Source organism: Sinorhizobium sp. M4_45 (genome assembly GCF_002885915.1).
Taxonomy (GTDB): Bacteria; Pseudomonadota; Alphaproteobacteria; order Rhizobiales; family Rhizobiaceae; genus Sinorhizobium; species Sinorhizobium meliloti_A.
Genome location: NZ_NWVE01000005.1, coordinates 55,129 through 74,715, shown reverse-complemented (window position 1 = coordinate 74,715; position 19,587 = coordinate 55,129). Strand labels below are relative to the sequence as shown.

Below are 19,587 nucleotides of genomic sequence, written 5' to 3'. Positions count from 1 at the left end.
CCTCAACTAGGACGGACAACGGATGCCTTCACTTAAGGATCTGAAGAACCGGATCGCCTCCGTCAAGGCGACGCAGAAGATCACCAAGGCGATGAAGATGGTCGCCGCGGCGAAGCTTCGGCGTGCGCAGGAGGCGGCCGAGGCCGCCCGGCCCTATTCGCAGCGCATGGCTGCCGTTCTCGCCAATATCGCCCAGGCGGTCGGCGCGGACGACAGTGCGCCGCGGCTGATGACGGGAACCGGCAAGGACGACACGCACCTGGTGATCGTGTGCACGGCCGAGCGCGGTCTTTGCGGCGGCTTCAACTCGCAGATCGCCCGCTTTGCCCGCGACCATGTGCGCAAGCTTCTGGCCCAGGGCAAGACGGTCAAGATCATCTGCGTCGGGAAGAAGGGCTTCGATATGCTTCGGCGCGACTTCGCGTCGCTGATCATCGACCGTGTCGACCTGCGTGAAGTCAAGAAGATCGGTTTCGAGAACGCGGACCGGATCGGCCACAAGGTCATCGAGCTCTTCGACAATGGCGAGTTCGACGTCTGCACCCTGTTCTATTCCGAGTTCAAGTCCGTCATTTCCCAGATCCCGACCGCCCAGCAGCTCATCCCGGCATCGGCCGGCGAAGTGGCCGCCGAAGGCGAAGGGGCATCGGCGATCTACGAATATGAGCCGGAAGCCGGCGCGATCCTCAGCGATCTCATCCCGCGCAATATCTCCGTGCAGATCTTCCGGGCCCTGCTCGAGAACGTCGCGGGTGAAATGGGCGCGAAGATGAGTGCCATGGACAATGCGACGCGCAACGCGGGTGAGATGATCGACAAGCTGACGCTCAGCTACAACCGTCAGCGGCAGGCGCAGATCACCAAGGAACTCATTGAAATCATCTCTGGCGCGGAAGCGCTCTAAGGTTACGAGAAGAGGGTAAGAATTATGGCTAAGGCAGCTACCCCGAAAGAAACCGCAGCGGCGAAGAAGCCGGCTGCTCCGAAGAAGGCAGCTTCCGCCAAGACAGTCGTTGCGGCTACGGGTGCTGTCGGCCGCGTGACGCAGGTCATCGGCGCCGTCGTCGACGTCGCATTCGAAGAAGGCCAGCTCCCGCAGATCCTGAACGCGCTGGAAACCGACAACAACGGCAACCGCCTCGTTCTCGAAGTCGCACAGCATCTCGGCGAAAACTCCGTCCGCACGATCGCCATGGACTCGACCGAAGGTCTCGTTCGCGGCCAGAAGGTCGCCGACACGGGCGGCCCGATCGCGGTTCCGGTCGGCAAGGAAACGCTCGGCCGCATCATGAACGTCATCGGCGAGCCGGTCGACGAAGCCGGTCCGCTGAAGACTTCCGCCCGCCGCGCCATTCACCAGGACGCTCCGGCCTATGTGGAACAGTCGACCGAAGCGCAGATTCTCGTCACCGGCATCAAGGTCGTCGACCTGCTCGCTCCCTACGCGAAGGGCGGCAAGATCGGCCTGTTCGGCGGCGCGGGCGTCGGCAAGACCGTTCTGATCATGGAACTGATCAACAACGTGGCCAAGGCGCACGGCGGTTACTCCGTCTTCGCAGGCGTCGGCGAGCGGACCCGCGAAGGCAACGACCTCTATCACGAAATGATCGAATCCGGCGTGAACAAGCACGGCGGCGGCGAAGGCTCCAAGGCCGCACTCGTCTACGGTCAGATGAACGAGCCGCCGGGCGCCCGCGCGCGCGTCGCGCTGACCGGCCTGACGGTCGCCGAACAGTTCCGTGACGAAGGCCAGGACGTTCTCTTCTTCGTCGACAACATCTTCCGCTTCACCCAGGCGGGCTCGGAAGTGTCGGCTCTGCTCGGCCGTATTCCTTCGGCCGTGGGCTATCAGCCGACGCTTGCAACCGACATGGGCCAGATGCAGGAGCGCATCACCACCACGACCAAGGGCTCGATCACCTCGGTTCAGGCGATTTACGTTCCCGCCGACGACTTGACCGACCCGGCACCGGCGACCTCGTTCGCGCACCTCGATGCGACGACGGTTCTGTCGCGCTCGATCGCCGAAAAGGGCATTTATCCGGCCGTGGATCCGCTGGATTCGACCTCGCGCATGCTGGACCCGATGATCGTCGGCGAAGAGCATTACGAAGTGTCGCGCAAAGTGCAGTCGACCCTGCAGCGCTACAAGGCCCTCCAGGACATCATCGCGATCCTGGGCATGGACGAGCTTTCCGAAGAGGACAAGATCGCCGTCGCCCGCGCCCGCAAGATCGAGCGTTTCCTGTCGCAGCCGTTCTTCGTCGCCGAAGTCTTCACCGGCTCGCCGGGCAAGCTGGTTGCGCTCGAAGACACGATCAAGGGCTTCAAGGGCCTCGTCAACGGCGAGTACGACCACCTGCCGGAAGCTGCCTTCTACATGGTCGGCTCCATCGAGGAAGCCGTCGAGAAGGCCAAGAAGCTGGCTGCCGAAGCGGCCTGATCTGCATCAGGAACCGTGGCGCGGAGTTCCTTGCGCCACGGCTTTCATCCCGCCTGACAGTTGAGGCGGAGAACGTGCACAGCCCGCCGACCAGCGGCGCGCTCACCAGAAGTGAATGGTCATGGCCGAAAGTTTCAATTTTGAGCTTGTTTCCCCCGAGCGTCTGCTTGTCTCGGAGAAGGTGACCGAAGTCGTCATTCCGGCGACCGAGGGCGAGATGACCGTGATGGCCAATCACGCGCCGACCATGACGACCGTCAAGCCGGGCGTCGTGGCGGTGAAGACCGCCGCCGGCAAGACCGAACGCTACGCCGTCTTCGGCGGCTTTGCCGATATCCTGCCTTCCGGCTGCACGCTTTTGGCCGAATCCGCCGTCCATGTCGACGAACTGGACAGCACGGTTCTCGAAAACCGCATCGAAGCGGCACGCGCCGAACTCGAAGGCGCCGGTGACGAGAAGAAGACGCGTCTGGAACAATTCATCGCCGAACTCACGAAGCTCGGGGAGATCGTGATCCCGGCCTGAAAGGGACATCCCGATAAGGGATAATGCCTATCGAACCCCGCCTCGAGCGGGGTTTTTCGTCTCAGCGAGTTCGTGTCTCCCCGCAAGCGGCCGATAGAGCGTCTCAAGACACCCGGTACTTTCCACCCGTTGCCGCCCCTCATCCCGCTGCCGCGACCTTCTCCCCGCAGGCGGGAAGGGGCAAGCCGCGAGGGCCCAGCCCCATTCCGCCACTCGCTTCGAGGAAAGAGAACAGACGCCGCCGCGTGTCTCCTTCGCCCCGCTTGCGGGGAGAAGGTGCCGGCAGGCGGATTAGGGCGGGCGGAAAGCAGAAACGAAAATGCCCGGACGAGAGGTCCGGGCATTTCGGTAATCGACCTAGCCTCGGCCTCAGCTCGCGGCGCGTTCCGTCTCGTGCTTCTGGGCGTAGTAGTGGCCGAAGCGGTTGGCAAGGAAGGCGTCGAGCGCGATGTCTTCCTGGCGCACGAAGCCCTTGGTGGGGATCTTGCCCTGGGCGAGCATGTCGAGAACGGCGCAGATGCTGCCGGCGGTGGTGATCTGGATGCCGCTCTGCATGCGTCCTGCAACGACGCCGCTATAGACCTTGTTGGCGTAGGTCTCCTGCACCAGGCGACCTTCGCGGAAGCCCGAAACGGTGACGAAGATCACGACCACGTCCTGGGTGGTGGTCGGCAGGGCGTTTTCGAGGATGTCCTTCAGTACCTCGCGGCGATGACGCAGGCCGAGGTCGTTCAGGAGCGCCTTGAAGATCGCGGCATGACCGGGATAACGGATCGTCTTGTAATTGAGCGTGCGGACCTTGCCCTTCAGCGTCTCGCAAAGCGTGCCGAGGCCGCCGGAGGTGTTGAAGGCCTCGTAGGTGACGCCGTCGAGCGAGAACTCCTCGCGCTCTTCCATCGCGGGAACTTCGATCAGCGAACCTTCGACGATCGCCTCGCAGGGCTCGATATATTCGTTGATGACGCCGTCGGTGCTCCAGGTGAGATTATAGTTCAAAGCGTTCGACGGGTATTGCGGCAGGGCGCCGACGCGCATGCGCACGCTTTCGAGCGTATCGAAATGCCGGCTGAGATCGTTGGCGACGATCGAAATGAAGCCCGGTGCAAGGCCGCATTGCGGAATGAAGGCGGTGTCGGCCTCAGCTGCGATCGCCTTGACCTGGCGGGTGGATTCGACGTCTTCGGTCAGGTCGAGATAGTGAATTTTCGCCTCGGCTGCGGCTTCGGCGATCGCGACCGTCAGATGGAACGGCGCGGCGCTGAGCACGGCGAATTTTCCGGAGAGCAGGGCGACGAGCGCCTTTATGTCGGCGATGTCGACGACTGCGGTCGAGACGGCATCGTGCTTCTCGACCTGCTGCAACTGCTCGGCGCGATCGGCGACGCAGACGCGGTAGTCGCCGCTATGTGCCAGCATGCGCGCGATGGTGGAGCCGATCTTGCCGGCACCGATGACGACGATGTCTTTCATTTTGTATCCCCGGGGTATGAGCCTCTTTCACCACCATTGTCTCGCGGCCGAATATTGATTTGAAGCGTCGATATGGCTAAATCGTCGGTCTGTATTCGGCATTTTGCCGATCAAGGTCGACGATATGCATGTAACGGACAAGGATCGCGAACTCCTCGCCATACTGAGCGAGAACGCCCGCATGCCGACGGCGACGATCGCCCGTCGGCTCGGCCTGTCGCGCACCACGGTGCAGGCGCGCATCGAGCGGCTGGAGCGCGAGGGGGTGATAGCAGGCTATGGCGTGCGCCTCTCGGAAAACTACGAGAAAGGCCTCGTGCGAGCGCATGTTCTGATCACGATTGCACCGCGGGCGCTCGGTCGGGTCACGCCCGAGCTCGCCGCCATTCGCGAAATCCGCATGCTGCATTCCGTCAGCGGCAGCTTCGATCTGATCGCGGTCGTCGCTGCAGCCTCGATCAGCGAGCTGGACCTGTTGATCGACCGGATCGGCGAAATCGAGGGTGTCGAAAAGACCCTGTCCTCCATCATTCTCTCGACGCGCATCGACCGCTGATACGCAGGTTCGCATCAATGCTCGGGCGTTGCGCCCCGACCGGCAGGCTGCCCCGCTGCACTCTGCGGTTCTGCCGATTGGACCGGCCGCGTCCAGGCGCTTGGGCCGCGGATATAGGAAACGCTCGCGCCGTCGCCCGGGATCAGCCATTTTTCGCGGTCGAAATAGAGCTCGGCGATGCTCTTCGGCCGCGCGCGTGCGGCCTGATTGGCAAGGAAGTTGTAGCGGGGCGTGTCCCCCATCTCCCGCTTGAACTGGATACGACTGCCGAAGCGCTTGAGGTCGAATTCCTGGAGACCCTGAATCTGGAGAGTGACGCTTGCGCTCCCCGCCCAACGAACCTCCCTCAAGAAGACGGATGCCGCCTTGGCAGCAGCGCTGGTGACGACCGGTGTGTCCCCGCTGTGCTCGATGTTGAGTTTTACGCGAAAGGAGGTGATCTCCTCCTCGCCACGGCCCTTGACCAGGATAAAGATGGACGAGCTCGGCTCCTGGCCCGGGCGGGCAAAGGGAACGAGCGACGAGCACTCCCAGCGGCCGCTCTCGGCGGATTTCCATTCGAGATCGCGGAAGCCGGCTTCCCTCAGTCCCTCGCAAAGCGCCCGCGGGTCGCTGCGGATCTGACGGATGAATTGCTGTTCCGGCGTTGCAAGATCCGCGAAGATGTGGGCGGGCAGGAGTGCCTTTGGCGGTTCGGGCTTTTTACTTGGACTGCGGGCAGTCTCCGGCAGCCGCTCCGCTTGCCGCGGCGTCATCGAGAAACCCAGTCCTGCGAGCAGCTGCTTCAGGTGGCGCTGTTCGTTGGCGAGGAGCACGGTCGCGGCGATCGCCGTAAAGACGAGCCCCACGGCGACGAGGAAGAAAGCGATGCCGGAACGGCTTTGCTGTTTCCTCTCCATCTTGCGCCGTCGCTCCGCCACGGAAGGTCACGGCATTCCACCGGACCGCTCCAAACCTTCAGTCGTGGCGCACCATAAGGGATCATGGCGCCGGCGTCCAAGAGGTGAAAGAGAGGTCTTCCTTCCTTCTATTCCACGCTTGTCCGCTGCGCTTCGGCGCGTGCCACCTTCCAGGTGGAATAGGCGAAGGCGAGCAGGAATATCGCCGTCATCAGAAGGACGATGGTGGGTGCCGGTGCGCTGTCGATGAAGAAGGAGAGATAGACGCCGCAGAAGGAGGCGGCGACGGCGACGATCACCGCGACCGCCAGCATGTGGCCGAACGTCCGCGTGACGAGATAGGCGATCGCGCCGGGGGCAATGAGCATGGCGATGGCCAGGATCAGCCCGACCGCCTTGAGGGCGCCGACGATCGTCAGCGACAGGATCGCCAGCAGTCCGTAGTGCAGCCAACCGACCCTCAGACCGATCGCGCGTGCCTGAGCCGGATCGAAGGCGTGGAGCAGCAGATCGCGCCACTTCAGGCCGAGAATGCCGGCGGCGAGAACCGCGATGAGGCCCGTCTCCAGAATGTCGCCCCAGCCGATGCCGAGCATGTCGCCGAAGAGGATGTGATCGAGATGCACGTCGCTCTGGATCTTGGTGTAGAGCACAAGGCCAAGGCCGAACATGCCGGAAAAGACGACGCCCATCACCGTGTCCTGCTTGATGCGGCTGTTTTCCTTCAGATAGCCGGTCAAGAGTGCGCAGCACATGCCGGCCGTAAAGGCGCCGACGGCGAGCGGCAGGCCGACAATGTAGGAGACGACGACGCCGGGGAAGACCGCATGCGAGATCGCGTCGCCCATCAGCGACCAGCCCTTGAGGACCAGGAAACAGGACAGCATCGCCGTGGGAATTGCGACCAAGACCGAGATCAGGAGCGCATTGCGCATGAACTCGAAGTCGAAAACGGCAAGGAGCATGTCGAGCGAAGGCATCATGCGGTCTCCAGAGCCTCGGATGCGCGGCGGCGTGCGGCGAGCAGCCCGTGTTTCGGGGCAAATACGAAGGCGAACAGAAAGATCGCGGTTTGCAGGACGATGATGATGCCCCCGGTTGCGCCGTCGAGGAAGTAGCTCGCATAGGCGCCGACGAAGCTCGTCAGTGCCCCGATCGCGACGCTGATCACGATCAGCCGCGGGAAACGGTCGGTCAGGAGATAGGCGGTTGCGCCGGGGGTGACGACCATGGCGATGACGAGGAAGGCGCCGACCGTCTGCAGCGCCGCCACGGTCGAGGCCGAAAGGAGCGTGAAGAAGAGCACCTTCAGGAAGGTGGTGTTGATGCCGATCGAGCGGGCGTGGCTTTCGTCGAAGAAAGTCACCATCAGGTCCTTCCACTTCGCGGACAGGATCAGCAGCGAGACGATGCCGATGATGGCGAGCTGCAACGTGTCGGCCGGCGTGATGGCGAGGATATTGCCGAGCACGATCGTCTGGATGTTCACCGAGGTCGGCGACAGAGAGACCATGAACAGGCCGAGACCGAAGAAGGAGGTGAAGATCAGGCCGATGATCGTGTCCTCCTTCAGCCGCGTGCGCTGGTTGAGGAACAGCATGGCACCGGCGGCAAGCGCACCGGAAAAGAAGGCGCCCAGCGAGAAGGGAAGCCCGAGCATGTAGGCCCCGGCGACGCCCGGCACGATCGAGTGAGAGAGCGCATCGCCGATCAGCGACCAGCCCTTCAGCATGAGATAGGCCGAAAGGAACGCGCAGACCGCGCCCACGAGTGCGCTTACCCACATGGCATTCACCATGTAGCTATAGGCGAAGGGCTCGATGAGCGTGGCGATCATTCGGAGTCCGCCTCGGAATCCGATTCCGGTTTGGCCGGCTGCGCAACCATGCGGTCGCGGGCGCCATACATGACGAGCGGACGCTCGTCGTCGCTGATGACCGAGAGCTGGCGTGGATCGGCATCGTCATGGAGGTTCTCTCCGCCGAGCACGAAGTGACGCAGGACGCCCCCGAAGGCGAGCTCCAGGTTTTCGCGGGTGAAGGTGGTTTCCGTCGGACCGTAGGCGAGCACCGTATTTTTCAGAAGGATGGTGCGGTCGCAGAATTCCGGCACGCTTCCGAGATTATGGGTGGAGACGAGCATTACGCGACCCTCTTCGCGAAGCGCGACGAGCAGGCGGATGATAGCGTCCTCCGTCTTCACGTCGACCCCCGTGAAAGGCTCGTCGAGCAGGATGACGCGGCCGTTCTGGGCAAGTGCCCGGGCCAGGAAGACCCGCTTCTTCTGGCCTCCGGAAAGCTCGCCGATCTGGCGCTTGCGGAACTCGCTCATGCCGACCCGTGTCAGCGCCGTCTCGACCGCCTCGTGATCGGCCTTTTTGGGGATGCGCAGCATGTTCATATGGCCGTAACGGCCCATCATCACCACGTCTTCGACCAGGACGGGAAAATTCCAGTCGACCTCTTCGGCCTGCGGGACATAGGCGACGAGGTTCTGTTTCAATGCCTGCGTCACGGTGAGGCCCAGGATCGAGATGTCGCCCTTGGCCAGCCGGACGAAGCCCATGATCGCTTTGAACAGCGTCGACTTGCCGCTGCCGTTTACGCCGACGAGGGCCGCGATGGTGCCCGTCGGGATTTCGAAGGAGGCGTCGCGCAGCGCCCGGTGGCCGTTGCGGTAGGTCACCGTAGCACCGCTGACGCGAATGCCGCCATCCTCGTCTTGCGGAGCAGCTCCCGGATAGGCGCGGGCCTTTTCCTGAAGGTTCATTGCGACAAGCCTTTCGCAATCGTTTCCGATGTAACGCGCAGCAGATCGATATAGGTCGGAACGGGGCCGTCGGCCTCGCTCAAGGAGTCGACATAGAGCACGCCTCCGTATTTTGCACCCGTCTCCCGCGCGACCTGCTCAGCGGGGTCCGGCGAAATGGTGCTTTCGGAGAAGACGACGGGTATCCGATTAGCTCGAACCACGTCGATCACCTTGCGCACCTGCTGCGGCGTGCCTTGCTGGTCGGCATTGATCGGCCAAAGATAAAGCTCCTTCATGCCGAAATCGCGGGCGAGATAGCTGAAGGCGCCCTCGCTCGAAACGAGCCATCGCCTTTCCGCCGGGATCCTTTCGAGCTCGGCGCGGATGGGTGCGACCGCCGCCTCGATCTTCTTCTTGTAGGCCTCGGCATTGGCCTTGTAGACCTCGGCATTGGGGGGATCGTGTTGCACGAAGGCGTCGCGAATATTGTCGACATAGATCAGGGCGGCCGATGGCGACATCCAGGCGTGCGGGTTGGGTTTGCCGGTATAGGGGCCCTCGGCGATGCCCATCGGCTCGACGCCTTCGGAGACGACGACGCCGGGAACGCCGTCGAAGTTCTGGAAGAACCTTTCGAACCAGAGCTCGAGGTTCAGCCCGTTCCAGAGAATGAGGTCGGCATCATGCGCCTTGAGGATATCGCGGGGCGTCGGCTGGTAATTGTGGATCTCGGCGCCCGGCTTGGTGATCGATTCGACCACCGCGGCGTCGCCCGCGACGTTCTGCGCCATATCGGCGATGACCGTGAAGGTGGTGACGGCCTTGAGCTTTTCCGCCGCCCGCGCCGCCGCCGGCAGGAGCGATAGAGCAGCCATCGCCGCTGCGGCCGCCACGATCATGCGCCTCGTTGGATGGATCATCCGGCTCTCCTCTTTGCGAACCATAATATGGGTAGGCGAATGGTCTGCATAAGTCAATGCAAATGAGAAGCATTTGCAACTAGCTATTTCCAAAAGGCGTCCCCTTGGCTAGTGTCGCGGGATGAGCCAGAGCAAGAATCGGATCGAGGAACTGGAAGGAATCCTGCGGGAAGGCGGCGTGCGTGTGACGCGCCAGCGCGCCGCGATCCTCAAGATTCTGGCCGAGGCCGCGGACCACCCGGATGCCAGCGAACTTCACCGGCGCGCGAAGGAAATCGACGCGACGGTGTCGCTCTCGACGGTATACCGGACGCTTTCCGCGCTGGAGCAGCAAGGGGTGGTGCAGCGGCATGCCTTCGAGAATGCGACTGCCCGCTTCGAGACGGCGGATGCGCCCCACCACGATCACCTGATCGATATCGAAACGGGTGCGGTGATCGAGTTTCGCTCCGACAAGATCGAACAGTTGCAGGCGGAGATCGCTGCCGAACTCGGCTACGACCTGGTGCGCCACCGGCTGGAGCTCTATTGCCGGAAGCGCAAGGACTGAGCGGAATTACCCTCCGACGGCGGCAATCTTGGGGCGCGTCGGCATGGTCATGGCGGCGACGCCGGCGATGACGCAGCCGAGGCCGAGCCATGCGGTGGTCGAAAGCGTTTCCCCGAGAAATACCACTCCGATCGCAACGCCGATCGGAACGCGCACATAGGCCTGTGCCGTCGCGCCGACGGAACCGAGCGTGTGGATCAGACGGAAATAGATGACGAAGGCGAGCGCGGTCGAGAAGACGGACAGGCAGAGGAGCGCGATCAGCGATTCCGGCGAGGGATCGAGCGTCCAGGGCCGATCGACGACGAGGCTCGCCGGGATGAGCAGGGCCGCACCCGCGAGAAGCGATCCGCAAGCGGGCACCATCGGATCGAGGCCCCTGAAGCCCTTCCCGAAAATCGCCGCGCCGGCATAGCAAACCGTCGCAAGAACGACCGCAAGCTGCGGGATGAGCTGATTGCCGATGCCGCGGAAGGCCTCGAGACCGATGATCAGCGCGATTCCGGCGAGGCCCGCAAGGACGCCCAGGAACTTGCGGGCGGTAACGGGCTCGTGCCGGGTGATCAGCGCCGTCAGGAGAAAGGCGAAGATCGGCGTCGTGGAGTTGAGGATGGCCGCGACGCCGGCATCGATCGTACGCTCCGACCAGGCGATCAAGGTGAATGGGACGACGCTGTTGAGGCAGGCCTGGAACAGGAACCGCCCCCACATCGCCCCGTCGCGCGGCAATGTCAGGCCGCGCCATGCGATCAGCGCCAGAAGAACCATGCCGGCAAGCAGCGTTCGCGCGGCGATCAACGTCACCGGGGGAATGGTTTCGACGCCGATCTTGATGAAGGTGTAGGAGGCGCCCCAGAGCGTTGCCAGGGCGACAAGCAGAAGCAGTTCGAGAGCGAGACGTGGCCTGTCCATGAATGCGGTCCTTGTGAATCGTTGTTCATCGGACCATTCCTAGCGTCCGGAGCCCCTGCGATGCTTCGGTGCCGATCGAAGTATGGCGCGTATCCCGCGGGCCTTCGCTCGCGGGGTCGCGGTTCAATGGCCGTCTGCCAGCCGCGCGGCCTCGACGCATGCGGAACGCTCGATGCTGAGGCCGTTGAAGAAGGCATTGAGCACGACGGCCGAGGCCGCGGCGAGCACTATGCCGGACTCGATGATGGGATGGATCGCATGCGGCATCCACATCAGGAAGTTGGGTGCGATCATCGGAATGAGGCCGAAGCCGACGGAGACGGCGACCACGAACAGGTTGTTTCGCGAGGTCTTGAAGTCGACCGTCGAGAGTATCCTGACGCCGGTTGCCGCCACCATGCCGAACATCACGAGCCCCGCTCCGCCGAGAACGAAGGTCGGAACCGCCTCGACCAGCGCGCCCATCTTCGGGACAATGCCCAGCAGGATCATGATGACGCCGCCCATCACGCAGACGTAGCGGCTCTTGACGCCGGTGACGCCGACGAGGCCGACATTCTGCGAAAAGCTCGTATAGGGAAATGTATTGAAGAGACCGCCGATGATGGTGCCGAGACCGTCCACCCGAAGTCCGGCGGTCAATTGCTGTTGCTTGACCTCGCGGTTCGTCATCTCGCCGAGTGCCAGGAACATGCCGGTCGATTCGATCATCACGACGATCATGACGAGCGACATGGTGGCGATCAGCACCGGATCGAAGATCGGCATGCCGAAGCGCAATGGGGTCACGACGGCGAACCAGCCGGCGCTCGCCACACGATCGAAATGCATCATGCCGAGCATGGCTGCCGCGACGCATCCGATCACGATGCCGATCAGAACCGCGATGTTGCTGATGAGCCCCTTGCCGAAACGGGCCACTACGAGAATGGAGACCAGCACGAAGGCGGCAAGCGCCACATGGCCCGGTTCGGCATAGATCGGGTTCGGAACCGTGGCGCCCAGGACCAGCCCGTCCGGCACGGCCGGACCGCCGGTTGCGGCGAGCTGCTTCAAATCGGCGAGCCATTGCGCGTGAGCCGGATCGACGAGTTTCGGCGCCGTCGGACCGAAGGGGTTGCCGAATATCCAGTTGACGCCGACGCGCATCAGGGTCACCCCGATGACGAGAATGATGGTGCCGGTGACGACGGGCGGGAAGAACTTCAGCAGGCGTCCCATGATGGGCGCGATGAGAAGGGCCACGAGGCCGGCGCCGATGATCGCGCCGAAGATCGTCCTTGCTCCGTCGATTCCGGGCGTCATGGCGGCCATGGAGACCATCGGGCCGACGGCGGCAAAGGTGACGCCCATCATCACGGGAAGACGGATGCCTATACCCCTGGTCAGCCCGAGCGACTGAATGATGGTGACGATGCCGCAGACGAACAGGTCCGCCGAGATCAGGAAGGCGACGTCCTCCGGGCTCAGCTGCAGCGCCCGGCCGACGATCAGGGGCACTGCGACGGCGCCGCCATACATGACAAGAACATGCTGTATCCCGAGGGTCGCAAGCCTGCCGATCGGCAGGCGCTCGTCCACGGGATGTATGCTGGATGCGTCGTTCATGGTTCCTCCTCCATCGCCGCCACCGTCCGTTCCCGTCCTCCAACGAGGAGGGGAATTTTTCGCGCCGCGGGAGCATGCCGCAAGGGTGCAGGAAGTGAAAACACTTTCGGATTTTCGAGGGTAATCGGGCGTATCGCGGGCGATCCGGACATGCGCCCGGATCGCGTTCAGGGGAACGGCTTGCCGGCCGTCAATGCGCTTCCGCGGCAAGCACGCGCACTTCCGTGCCGTTGGCGTCGTAGAGCTTGCCGTTGAGGAAATAGTCGCCGTCGTGCAGTCGCGCGATGTCCTGGTAGCGGAGCGTCCGCTCCGTCCCGGCGACGAACACCGATTGCTGGTCCGAGTTCCCGGCGGTCATATGGTTGAAGATCAGGTTGAGGCCGATCGCCATCAGCGCGGCGGAGCTGATGCCGGAATGGAAAATCGTCTCGACCCAGGCCGGGAAATGCTCGTAGAAGGTCGGCGAGGCGATCGGGATCATGCCGAAGCCGATCGAGGTCGCGACGATGACAAGGTTCATGTTGTTGGCGTAGTCCACCTTCGACAGGGTGCGGATGCCGCTCGCAGCGACCGTGCCGAAGAGCACGATGCCGGCGCCGCCGAGCACCGAACTCGGAACCGCCGCGACGATGCGGCCCATGACCGGCAGAAGACCGAGCGTGACGAGAAACAGGCCGCCGGTTGCAACGACATAGCGGCTCTTGACTCCGGTGACCGCCACCAGCCCGACATTCTGGGCAAAGGCGCTCTGGGTGAAGGAGCCGAAGATCGGAGCGAGCAGGCTCGACAGCATGTCGGCCCTGAGTCCGTCGCCGAGCCGGCGCGAATCCACCTTCGTTTCGATGATCTCGCCGACCGCCAGAATGTCCGCCGAAGTCTCGACCAGCGTCACCATGATGACGATGAACATCGAGGCGATCGCCGCGACTTCGAAGGTCGGATAGCCGAAGTGGAAAACCAGCGGAAGCGCGAAGAAAGGCCCTTCGGTTACCTGCGAGAAATCAGCCATGCCGGCGAAATAGGCTATCACCGTCCCGATGATCAGGGCGAGCAGGATCGAGAGCCGCGAGATCGCGGCGCTTCCGAGCTTGCTGAGCAGGAGCACGATGACGAGCGTGACCGCTGCAAGCTGGATATTGGCGGGACTGCCGAAATCGGGGGCACTGCTGTTCCCGCCCATGGCCCAGCGCGCGGCCACCGGCATCAGCGTCAGTCCTATGGTGGTGATCACGATTCCGGTGACGAGCGGCGGAAAGAAGCGGGTGATCCGCGAAAATACAGGCGTTATCAGCAGGCCGATCAGCGAGGCGGCAATGACGGCGCCGAGCACCGACTGGAGCCCCCCATTGCCGGAAATGGCGATCATCGTCGCCACGCCGGAAAAGGAAACGCCCTGGACCAGCGGCAACTGGCTTCCGAAGAAGGGCAGGCCGATTGTTTGCAAGATGGTGGCGAGGCCGCCGGCAAATAAGGATGCAGTGATGAGCAGGCCGATGTCGCCGGGGCCGAGGCCTGCGGCCTGACCCAGTATCAGGGGCACGGCGACGATGCCTCCATACATCGTCAGCACGTGTTGCAGGCCATAGGCCAGATTGGCGCCGATTCCGAGCTTCTCATCCTCCGGACGCGTTGGTGATAGGGTTTCCTCTGCACTGTTTGCCAAGGTAATCTCCTCCAATACCTTTGCATGTCATCCACTTCTTACGAAGAAGGTGGCGAATAATGTCAGCGACGATGAGGCGCTGCCTTACCGAAATAGGGGAAACAGTTTTCGCCTCGCGGGCGGTAATGCTGCGGTGAGCGCAGCGGCGGGCGTGGGGTGGCCCCCTCGATTCGAAACGAAAAAACCGGGGCCGTTTCCAGCCCCGGTGCCGCATCTCCTTTTAACAACGCCGCCGACGGATCGCGCAGCGTCTGTCGATCAGTTCGTCTGCCAGCTCTTGACCAGCTCGTCGTAGTTGACGGTGGTCGGCTTTTCCTTCTCGTTCTCGATCTTGAGCTGCGGTGCGAGGTTGCCGGCCTTTACGGCTTCGGCGTTCCAGTATTCCAGATCGTGCTCTTCGGCGAGCTTCGGACCGATGTCGCCCTGGACGCCGGCACGTTCCAGGCGCTGCAGCACCTTTTCCTGCTCGGCGCAGAGCGAGTCCATGGCTTCCTGGGCGGTTTTCGCGCCGGAGGAAGCGTCGCCGATCGCCTGCCACCAGAGCTGTGCCAGCTTCGGATAGTCGGGCACGTTCGTTCCGGTCGGCGACCACTGCAGGCGGGCCGGTGAACGGTAGAACTCGATCAGGCCGCCGAGCTTCGGGGCGCGGTCGGTGAAGCTCTGATGGTCCAGCGTCGACTGGCGGATGAAGGTCAGGCCGACATGGCTCTTCTTAACGTCCACCGTCTTCGACGTCACGAACTGCGCGTAGAGCCACGCAGCCTTGGCCCTATCGTCCGGCGTCGATTTCAGGAGTGTCCAGGACCCGGCGTCCTGGTAGCCGAGCTTCATGCCGTCCTTCCAGTAGACGCCGTGCGGGCTCGGGGCAAAACGCCACTTCGGTGTGCCGTCCTCGTTCACGACCGGCAGGCCTTCCTTCACGAAGTCGGCGGTGAAGGCCGTATAGGTGAACATCTGCTGGGCGACCTCGCCCTGCGATGGTACCGGGCCGGATTCCGAGAAGGTCATGCCCTGGGCAGCAGCCGGCGCATAGGCCTTCATCCAGTCGAGATATTTCTGGATGGCGTAGACCGAGGCCGGGCCGTTGGTGTCGCCGCCGCGCGCGACGCAGGATCCGACGGGCCGCGAGTTCTCGTCGACCTTGATGCCCCACTCGTCGACCGGCTTGCCGTTCGGGATGCCCTTGTCGCCGTTGCCGGCCATCGACAGCCAGGCATCGGTGAAGCGCCAGCCCAGCGACGGGTCCTTCTTGCCGTAGTCCATGTGGCCATAGACCTTCTTGCCGTCGATCTCGCGGCCGGTGAAGAACTCGGCGATGTCCTCATAGGCCGACCAGTTGACCGGAACGCCGAGTTCGTAGCCGTACTTGGCCTTGAAGTCCGCCTTGTTCTTCTCGTCGTTGAACCAGTCGTAGCGGAACCAGTAGAGGTTCGCGAACTGCTGATCGGGAAGCTGGTAGAGCTTGCCGTCCGGAGCGGTGGTGAAGGATTTGCCGATGAAGTCGTCTATGTCGAGGTTGGGGTTGGTGACGTCCTTGCCCTCGTTCGCCATGAAGTCGGTCAGGCTGCGGGCCTGCTGGTAGCGCCAGTGCGTGCCGATCAGGTCAGAGTCGTTGATATAGGCGTCATAGACGTTCTCGCCCGACTGCATCTGCGTCTGCAGTTTTTCGACCACGTCGCCTTCGCCGATCAGGTCATGGGTGATCTTGATGCCGGTGATCGCGGTAAAGGCCGGTGCGAGCACCTTCGATTCGTATTCATGCGTGGTGATCGTTTCGGAAACGACCTTGATCTCCATGCCGGCAAAAGGCTTTGCCGCATCGACGAACCATTGCATTTCCGCTTCCTGGGCGGCGCGGTCGAGCGAGGACATGTCGCCGACTTCCTTGTCCAGGAACTGCTTTGCCTCGTCCATCCCGGCAAATGCCGAGCCGGTAAATGCCAGCAGCATAGCCGCCGTCGTTGTCAAAAGATGCCTTCGCATTAAATCCTCCCTTGGGTTTTGCGATTGCGTTCACTTGCAGTTTCAAAGGGCGCCCGCGGTGAGCGCCCTTCGTTTGGTTCCTCAGACGTAGCGGAAGACGCCGACCGCGTAGATCACCGACAGGGCGACCGCCCACCAGAGATTTGCGCCGACCAGCCCCAGCCAGGCGAGGTGAATGAATGCGCTTCCGAGCAGCGACACGAAGAGCCGGTCGCCGCGGGTCGTCTCGAAGCGCAGGATGCCGACGCGCGGGTTTCCGCCCGGCCGGGCATATTCCCAGACGGCCATCAGCGACAGGAGCGCGAAGATCGTCAGAAAGAACATGGCGGTGGGGAAAGACCAGGCCATCCAGCCGCCGGGGATCAGCGGGGCGAACCAGTCGGTCTTGCCGTCCTTGGCCGGCAGAACGGAAAAAAGCAGGCCGGCCGCGGTGAGGTAGACGACGAGCACGGCGGCAAGCGCGACGGGCCAGCGGTTCTTGCGAGTGGCGACGGTTGCCATCAGACCCTCCCCAGGGCGAAGCCCTTGGCGATGTAGTTGCGAACGAAATAGATGACCAGCGCGCCGGGGATGATCGTCAGAACGCCGGCGGCGGCGAGCACGCCCCAGTCGAGACCGGAGGCGGAGACCGTGCGCGTCATCGTCGCGGCGATCGGCTTGGCGTCGGTCGTCGTCAGGGTGCGGGCGATCAACAGCTCGACCCACGAGAACATGAAGCAGAAGAAGGCCGCCACGCCGATGCCGGACGCGATCAGGGGCACGAAGATCTTCACGAAGAAACGCGGGAAGGAGTAGCCGTCGATATAGGCGGTCTCGTCGATCTCCTTCGGCACGCCGGACATGAAGCCTTCCAGGATCCAGACGGCGAGCGGCACGTTGAACAGGCAATGCGCGATCGCCACCGCGATGTGCGTGTCGATGAGACCGAAGGCGGAATAGAGCTGGAAGAAGGGCAGCGCGAAAACCGCCGGCGGCGCCATCCGGTTGGTGAGCAGCCAGAAGAACAGGTGCTTGTCGCCGAGGAAGCGGTAGCGCGAAAAGGCGTAGGCTGCCGGCAGCGCCACCGTCACCGAGATCAGCGTGTTCAGGACGACATAGGTGATCGAATTGATGTAGCCGTTGTACCAGGAGGGATCGGTAAAGATCACCGCATAGTTCCGAAGCGTCGGATTCTGCGGCCACAGCGAGAAGGTGCTGAGGATCTCGCTCGTCTCCTTGAAGCTCATATTGACGAGCCAGTAGATCGGCAGGAGCAGGAAGACGATGTAGATCGTCGGCACCAGCCAGGAGAGGCGCTGCGAAAGTGGTTGCTTGTTGGTCATCATGATGTCTCCTCCCTCCTTCTCAGCCTTGCGCGTCGCTCGTGGTCATCACCGTGTAGAAGATCCACGACAGGAGCAGGATGATGAGGAAGTAGATGATCGAGAGGGCTGCGGCCGGGCCGAGGTCGAACTGGCCGATTGCCGTCTTGACCAGATCGATCGACAGAAAGGTCGTCGAATTGCCCGGGCCGCCGCCGGTCACGACGAAAGGTTCGGTATAGATCATGAAGCTGTCCATGAAGCGCAGCAGGAAGGCGATCAGGAGCACGCGCTTCATCTTCGGAAGCTGGATGTAGCGGAAGACCGACCAGCGCGAGGCGCCGTCGATCTTGGCGGCCTGGTAGTAGGCGTCCGGGATCGAGACAAGGCCGGCATAGCAGAGCAGCACGACGAGGCTCGTCCAGTGCCAGACATCCATGACGATCAGCGTGACCCAGGCGTCGAGCGGATTCTGCACGTAATTATAGTTGATGCCGAGCGAGGCGAGCGTGCGCCCGAGCAGGCCGATGTCGACCCGGCCGAAGACCTGCCAGATGGTGCCGACGACGTTCCACGGAATGAGCAGCGGCAGCGCCATCAGAACGAGGCAGATCGGCACGCCGATGCCTCTCTTCGGCATGTTGAGCGCGATGACGATGCCGAGCGGGATCTCGATCGCGAGAATGATCGCCGAGAAGATCAGATTGCGGGTGAGCGCATCCCAGAAACGGTCGGATTCGAGCACGTCCAGGAACCAGTCGGTGCCGGCCCAGAAGAACTCGTTATTGCCGAAGGTGTCCTGTACCGAATAGTTGACGACGGTCATCAGCGGGATCACCGCCGAGAAGGCGACGAGCACCAGTACCGGCAGGACCATGAACCAGGCCTTGTTGTTCCAGGTCTTTTCCATGTCAGGCCTCCCCGCCGACGCGCCAGGAATCGGCGTAGATGTTGATTGCCTTCGGATCGAAGGTCACGCGCGGCTCGGCGGGGATCTCGCCGTCCTCGTCGACGATGATCGAGATCGGCCGGTCGGCGAAGCGGGCGCGTACGACCTTGTGGCGGCCGATATCCTCGACCTTCGTGACGGCGACCGGCATGCCTTCGCGGCCGAGGGAAATGAATTCCGGACGGATGCCGAGTTCGGTTCTGGCGCCCGGCTTGATCTGCGGCTGGAAATCGAGCGCGATCCTCTGGTCGCCGACGGCGGCCGTGTTGCCGGCGATCTCGGCCGGCAGGACGTTCATGCCCGGCGAGCCGATGAAGTAGCCGACAAAGGTGTGACGCGGCCGCTCGAAGAGCTCGGCCGGCGTGCCGATCTGGACGATCTGGCCGTCATACATGACGACGACCTTGTCGGCGAAGGTGAGCGCCTCGGTCTGGTCGTGCGTCACATAGACCATGGTGAAGCCGAACTGCTTGTGCAGCCGCTTGATCTGCGAGCGCAGGACCCATTTCATTTCCGGATCGATGACGGTCAGCGGCTCGTCGAAGAGGATGGCGCTGACGTCCGAGCGCACGAGGCCGCGGCCGAGCGAGATCTTCTGCTTCTGGTCGGCGGTCAGCCCGCGCGCAGTCTTCCTGGCCCAGCTGCCGAGTCCGGTCATCTCGAGGATTTCCTTGACGCGGCGGTCGACCTCGGTTTCGGGCACATGCCGGTTGCGCAGCGGAAAGGCGAGATTGTCGTAGACGGTCATCGTGTCGTAGATGACCGGGAACTGGAACACCTGGGCGATGTTGCGCTGCTGCGTCGTCAGATGGGTGACGTCGGTTCCGTCGAAGAGAATGCGCCCTTCGGAAGGGTTGATCAGCCCCGAAATGATGTTGAGCAGCGTGGTCTTGCCGCAGCCGGAGGGCCCGAGCAGAGCGTAGGCGCCACCGTCGTTCCACTCGTGATGCACTTCCTTCAGCGCGTAGTCCGCTTCCGATTTGGGCCTGGCGCCGTAGGCGTGGCGGATGTGTTCGAGATTGATGCGTGCCATGGTTTCCTCCCCGACGCCCTTTC

At 62.9% G+C, this 19,587-nt stretch carries 19 protein-coding genes; 5 read left to right on the top strand and 14 right to left on the bottom strand.

The genetic code is table 11. The features are described from left to right. Positions 1 to 22 precede the first annotated feature (22 nt). From CN933_RS15515 to CN933_RS15505, 3 genes are all read left to right on the top strand, one after another. Positions 23 to 904, top strand: coding sequence for a F0F1 ATP synthase subunit gamma (locus CN933_RS15515; RefSeq protein ID WP_018097276.1), 882 nt, complete (start codon positions 23 to 25; stop codon positions 902 to 904). 24 nt (positions 905 to 928) lie between these two features. Next, positions 929 to 2,443 carry a F0F1 ATP synthase subunit beta gene (gene atpD, locus CN933_RS15510; RefSeq protein ID WP_018097275.1) on the top strand — a complete coding sequence of 505 codons (1,515 nt, stop codon included), beginning with the start codon at positions 929 to 931 and terminating at the stop codon, positions 2,441 to 2,443. Positions 2,444 to 2,564: 121 nt separating this feature from the next. Next, on the top strand, positions 2,565 to 2,969 hold the full coding sequence (locus CN933_RS15505; RefSeq protein WP_026168835.1) for a F0F1 ATP synthase subunit epsilon: 405 nt from the start codon (positions 2,565 to 2,567) through the stop codon (positions 2,967 to 2,969). A 369-nt stretch (positions 2,970 to 3,338) separates the two neighbouring features. Here CN933_RS15505 and CN933_RS15500 read toward each other — a convergent pair whose 3' ends face one another. Then, positions 3,339 to 4,439 (bottom strand): saccharopine dehydrogenase family protein, encoded by a 1,101-nt coding sequence (locus CN933_RS15500; protein ID WP_102761820.1) that lies wholly within the window; start codon positions 4,437 to 4,439, stop codon positions 3,339 to 3,341. Between the two features lie 124 nt (positions 4,440 to 4,563). Between CN933_RS15500 and CN933_RS15495 the strand changes: the two genes are divergently transcribed. Next, positions 4,564 to 4,995: an Lrp/AsnC family transcriptional regulator gene (locus tag CN933_RS15495; RefSeq protein ID WP_033047599.1), complete on the top strand. Its 432-nt coding sequence runs from the start codon at positions 4,564 to 4,566 to the stop codon at positions 4,993 to 4,995. 14 nt (positions 4,996 to 5,009) lie between these two features. Here the strand turns inward: CN933_RS15495 and CN933_RS15490 are convergent, their stop codons facing one another. From CN933_RS15490 to CN933_RS15470, 5 genes are all read right to left on the bottom strand, one after another. Beyond that, positions 5,010 to 5,894, bottom strand: a complete 885-nt coding sequence (locus tag CN933_RS15490; RefSeq protein WP_018097271.1) for a DUF6030 family protein — start codon at positions 5,892 to 5,894, stop codon at positions 5,010 to 5,012. Positions 5,895 to 6,022: 128 nt separating this feature from the next. Continuing rightward, a complete protein-coding gene (locus CN933_RS15485; RefSeq protein WP_018097270.1) occupies positions 6,023 to 6,877 on the bottom strand; it encodes a metal ABC transporter permease in 855 nt (284 codons plus the stop codon). Then, entirely contained in the window at positions 6,874 to 7,731 is an 858-nt protein-coding gene (locus tag CN933_RS15480; protein WP_018097269.1) for a metal ABC transporter permease, read from the bottom strand. Before CN933_RS15480 ends, CN933_RS15485 begins: the two co-directional genes overlap by 4 nt. Continuing rightward, positions 7,728 to 8,663, bottom strand: a complete 936-nt coding sequence (locus tag CN933_RS15475) for a manganese/iron ABC transporter ATP-binding protein (protein WP_018097268.1) — start codon at positions 8,661 to 8,663, stop codon at positions 7,728 to 7,730. Before CN933_RS15475 ends, CN933_RS15480 begins: the two co-directional genes overlap by 4 nt. After that, a complete protein-coding gene (locus CN933_RS15470) occupies positions 8,660 to 9,565 on the bottom strand; it encodes a metal ABC transporter substrate-binding protein (RefSeq protein WP_018097267.1) in 906 nt (301 codons plus the stop codon). The genes CN933_RS15475 and CN933_RS15470 overlap by 4 nt, the downstream gene beginning before the upstream one ends. Before the next feature lie 121 nt (positions 9,566 to 9,686). On the opposite strand from CN933_RS15470, the gene CN933_RS15465 reads away from it, so the two are divergent. Beyond that, entirely contained in the window at positions 9,687 to 10,115 is a 429-nt protein-coding gene (locus CN933_RS15465) for a Fur family transcriptional regulator (protein ID WP_018097266.1), read from the top strand. 6 nt (positions 10,116 to 10,121) lie between these two features. Here CN933_RS15465 and CN933_RS15460 read toward each other — a convergent pair whose 3' ends face one another. From CN933_RS15460 to CN933_RS15425, 8 genes are all read right to left on the bottom strand, one after another. After that, complete coding sequence (locus CN933_RS15460; protein WP_018097265.1) at positions 10,122 to 11,027, bottom strand: DMT family transporter; 906 nt, start codon at positions 11,025 to 11,027, stop codon at positions 10,122 to 10,124. Positions 11,028 to 11,150: 123 nt separating this feature from the next. Further along, complete coding sequence (locus CN933_RS15455; protein WP_018097264.1) at positions 11,151 to 12,635, bottom strand: nucleobase:cation symporter-2 family protein; 1,485 nt, start codon at positions 12,633 to 12,635, stop codon at positions 11,151 to 11,153. Between the two features lie 190 nt (positions 12,636 to 12,825). After that, positions 12,826 to 14,298 (bottom strand): nucleobase:cation symporter-2 family protein, encoded by a 1,473-nt coding sequence (locus tag CN933_RS15450; RefSeq protein WP_018097263.1) that lies wholly within the window; start codon positions 14,296 to 14,298, stop codon positions 12,826 to 12,828. A gap of 258 nt (positions 14,299 to 14,556) precedes the next feature. Next, a complete protein-coding gene (locus CN933_RS15445; RefSeq protein WP_018097262.1) occupies positions 14,557 to 16,281 on the bottom strand; it encodes an ABC transporter substrate-binding protein in 1,725 nt (574 codons plus the stop codon). Positions 16,282 to 16,362: 81 nt separating this feature from the next. Next, on the bottom strand, positions 16,363 to 16,782 hold the full coding sequence (locus CN933_RS15440) for a DUF2160 domain-containing protein (protein ID WP_018097261.1): 420 nt from the start codon (positions 16,780 to 16,782) through the stop codon (positions 16,363 to 16,365). Continuing rightward, the gene (locus CN933_RS15435) at positions 16,782 to 17,606 is read right to left on the bottom strand and encodes a carbohydrate ABC transporter permease (RefSeq protein ID WP_010970356.1); all 825 of its coding nucleotides are present in this window, start codon (positions 17,604 to 17,606) and stop codon (positions 16,782 to 16,784) included. Before CN933_RS15435 ends, CN933_RS15440 begins: the two co-directional genes overlap by 1 nt. A gap of 19 nt (positions 17,607 to 17,625) precedes the next feature. Then, positions 17,626 to 18,492 carry a carbohydrate ABC transporter permease gene (locus CN933_RS15430; RefSeq protein ID WP_003530331.1) on the bottom strand — a complete coding sequence of 289 codons (867 nt, stop codon included), beginning with the start codon at positions 18,490 to 18,492 and terminating at the stop codon, positions 17,626 to 17,628. A 1-nt stretch (position 18,493) separates the two neighbouring features. Then, the gene (locus tag CN933_RS15425; RefSeq protein WP_018097260.1) at positions 18,494 to 19,564 is read right to left on the bottom strand and encodes an ABC transporter ATP-binding protein; all 1,071 of its coding nucleotides are present in this window, start codon (positions 19,562 to 19,564) and stop codon (positions 18,494 to 18,496) included. Positions 19,565 to 19,587 lie beyond the last annotated feature (23 nt).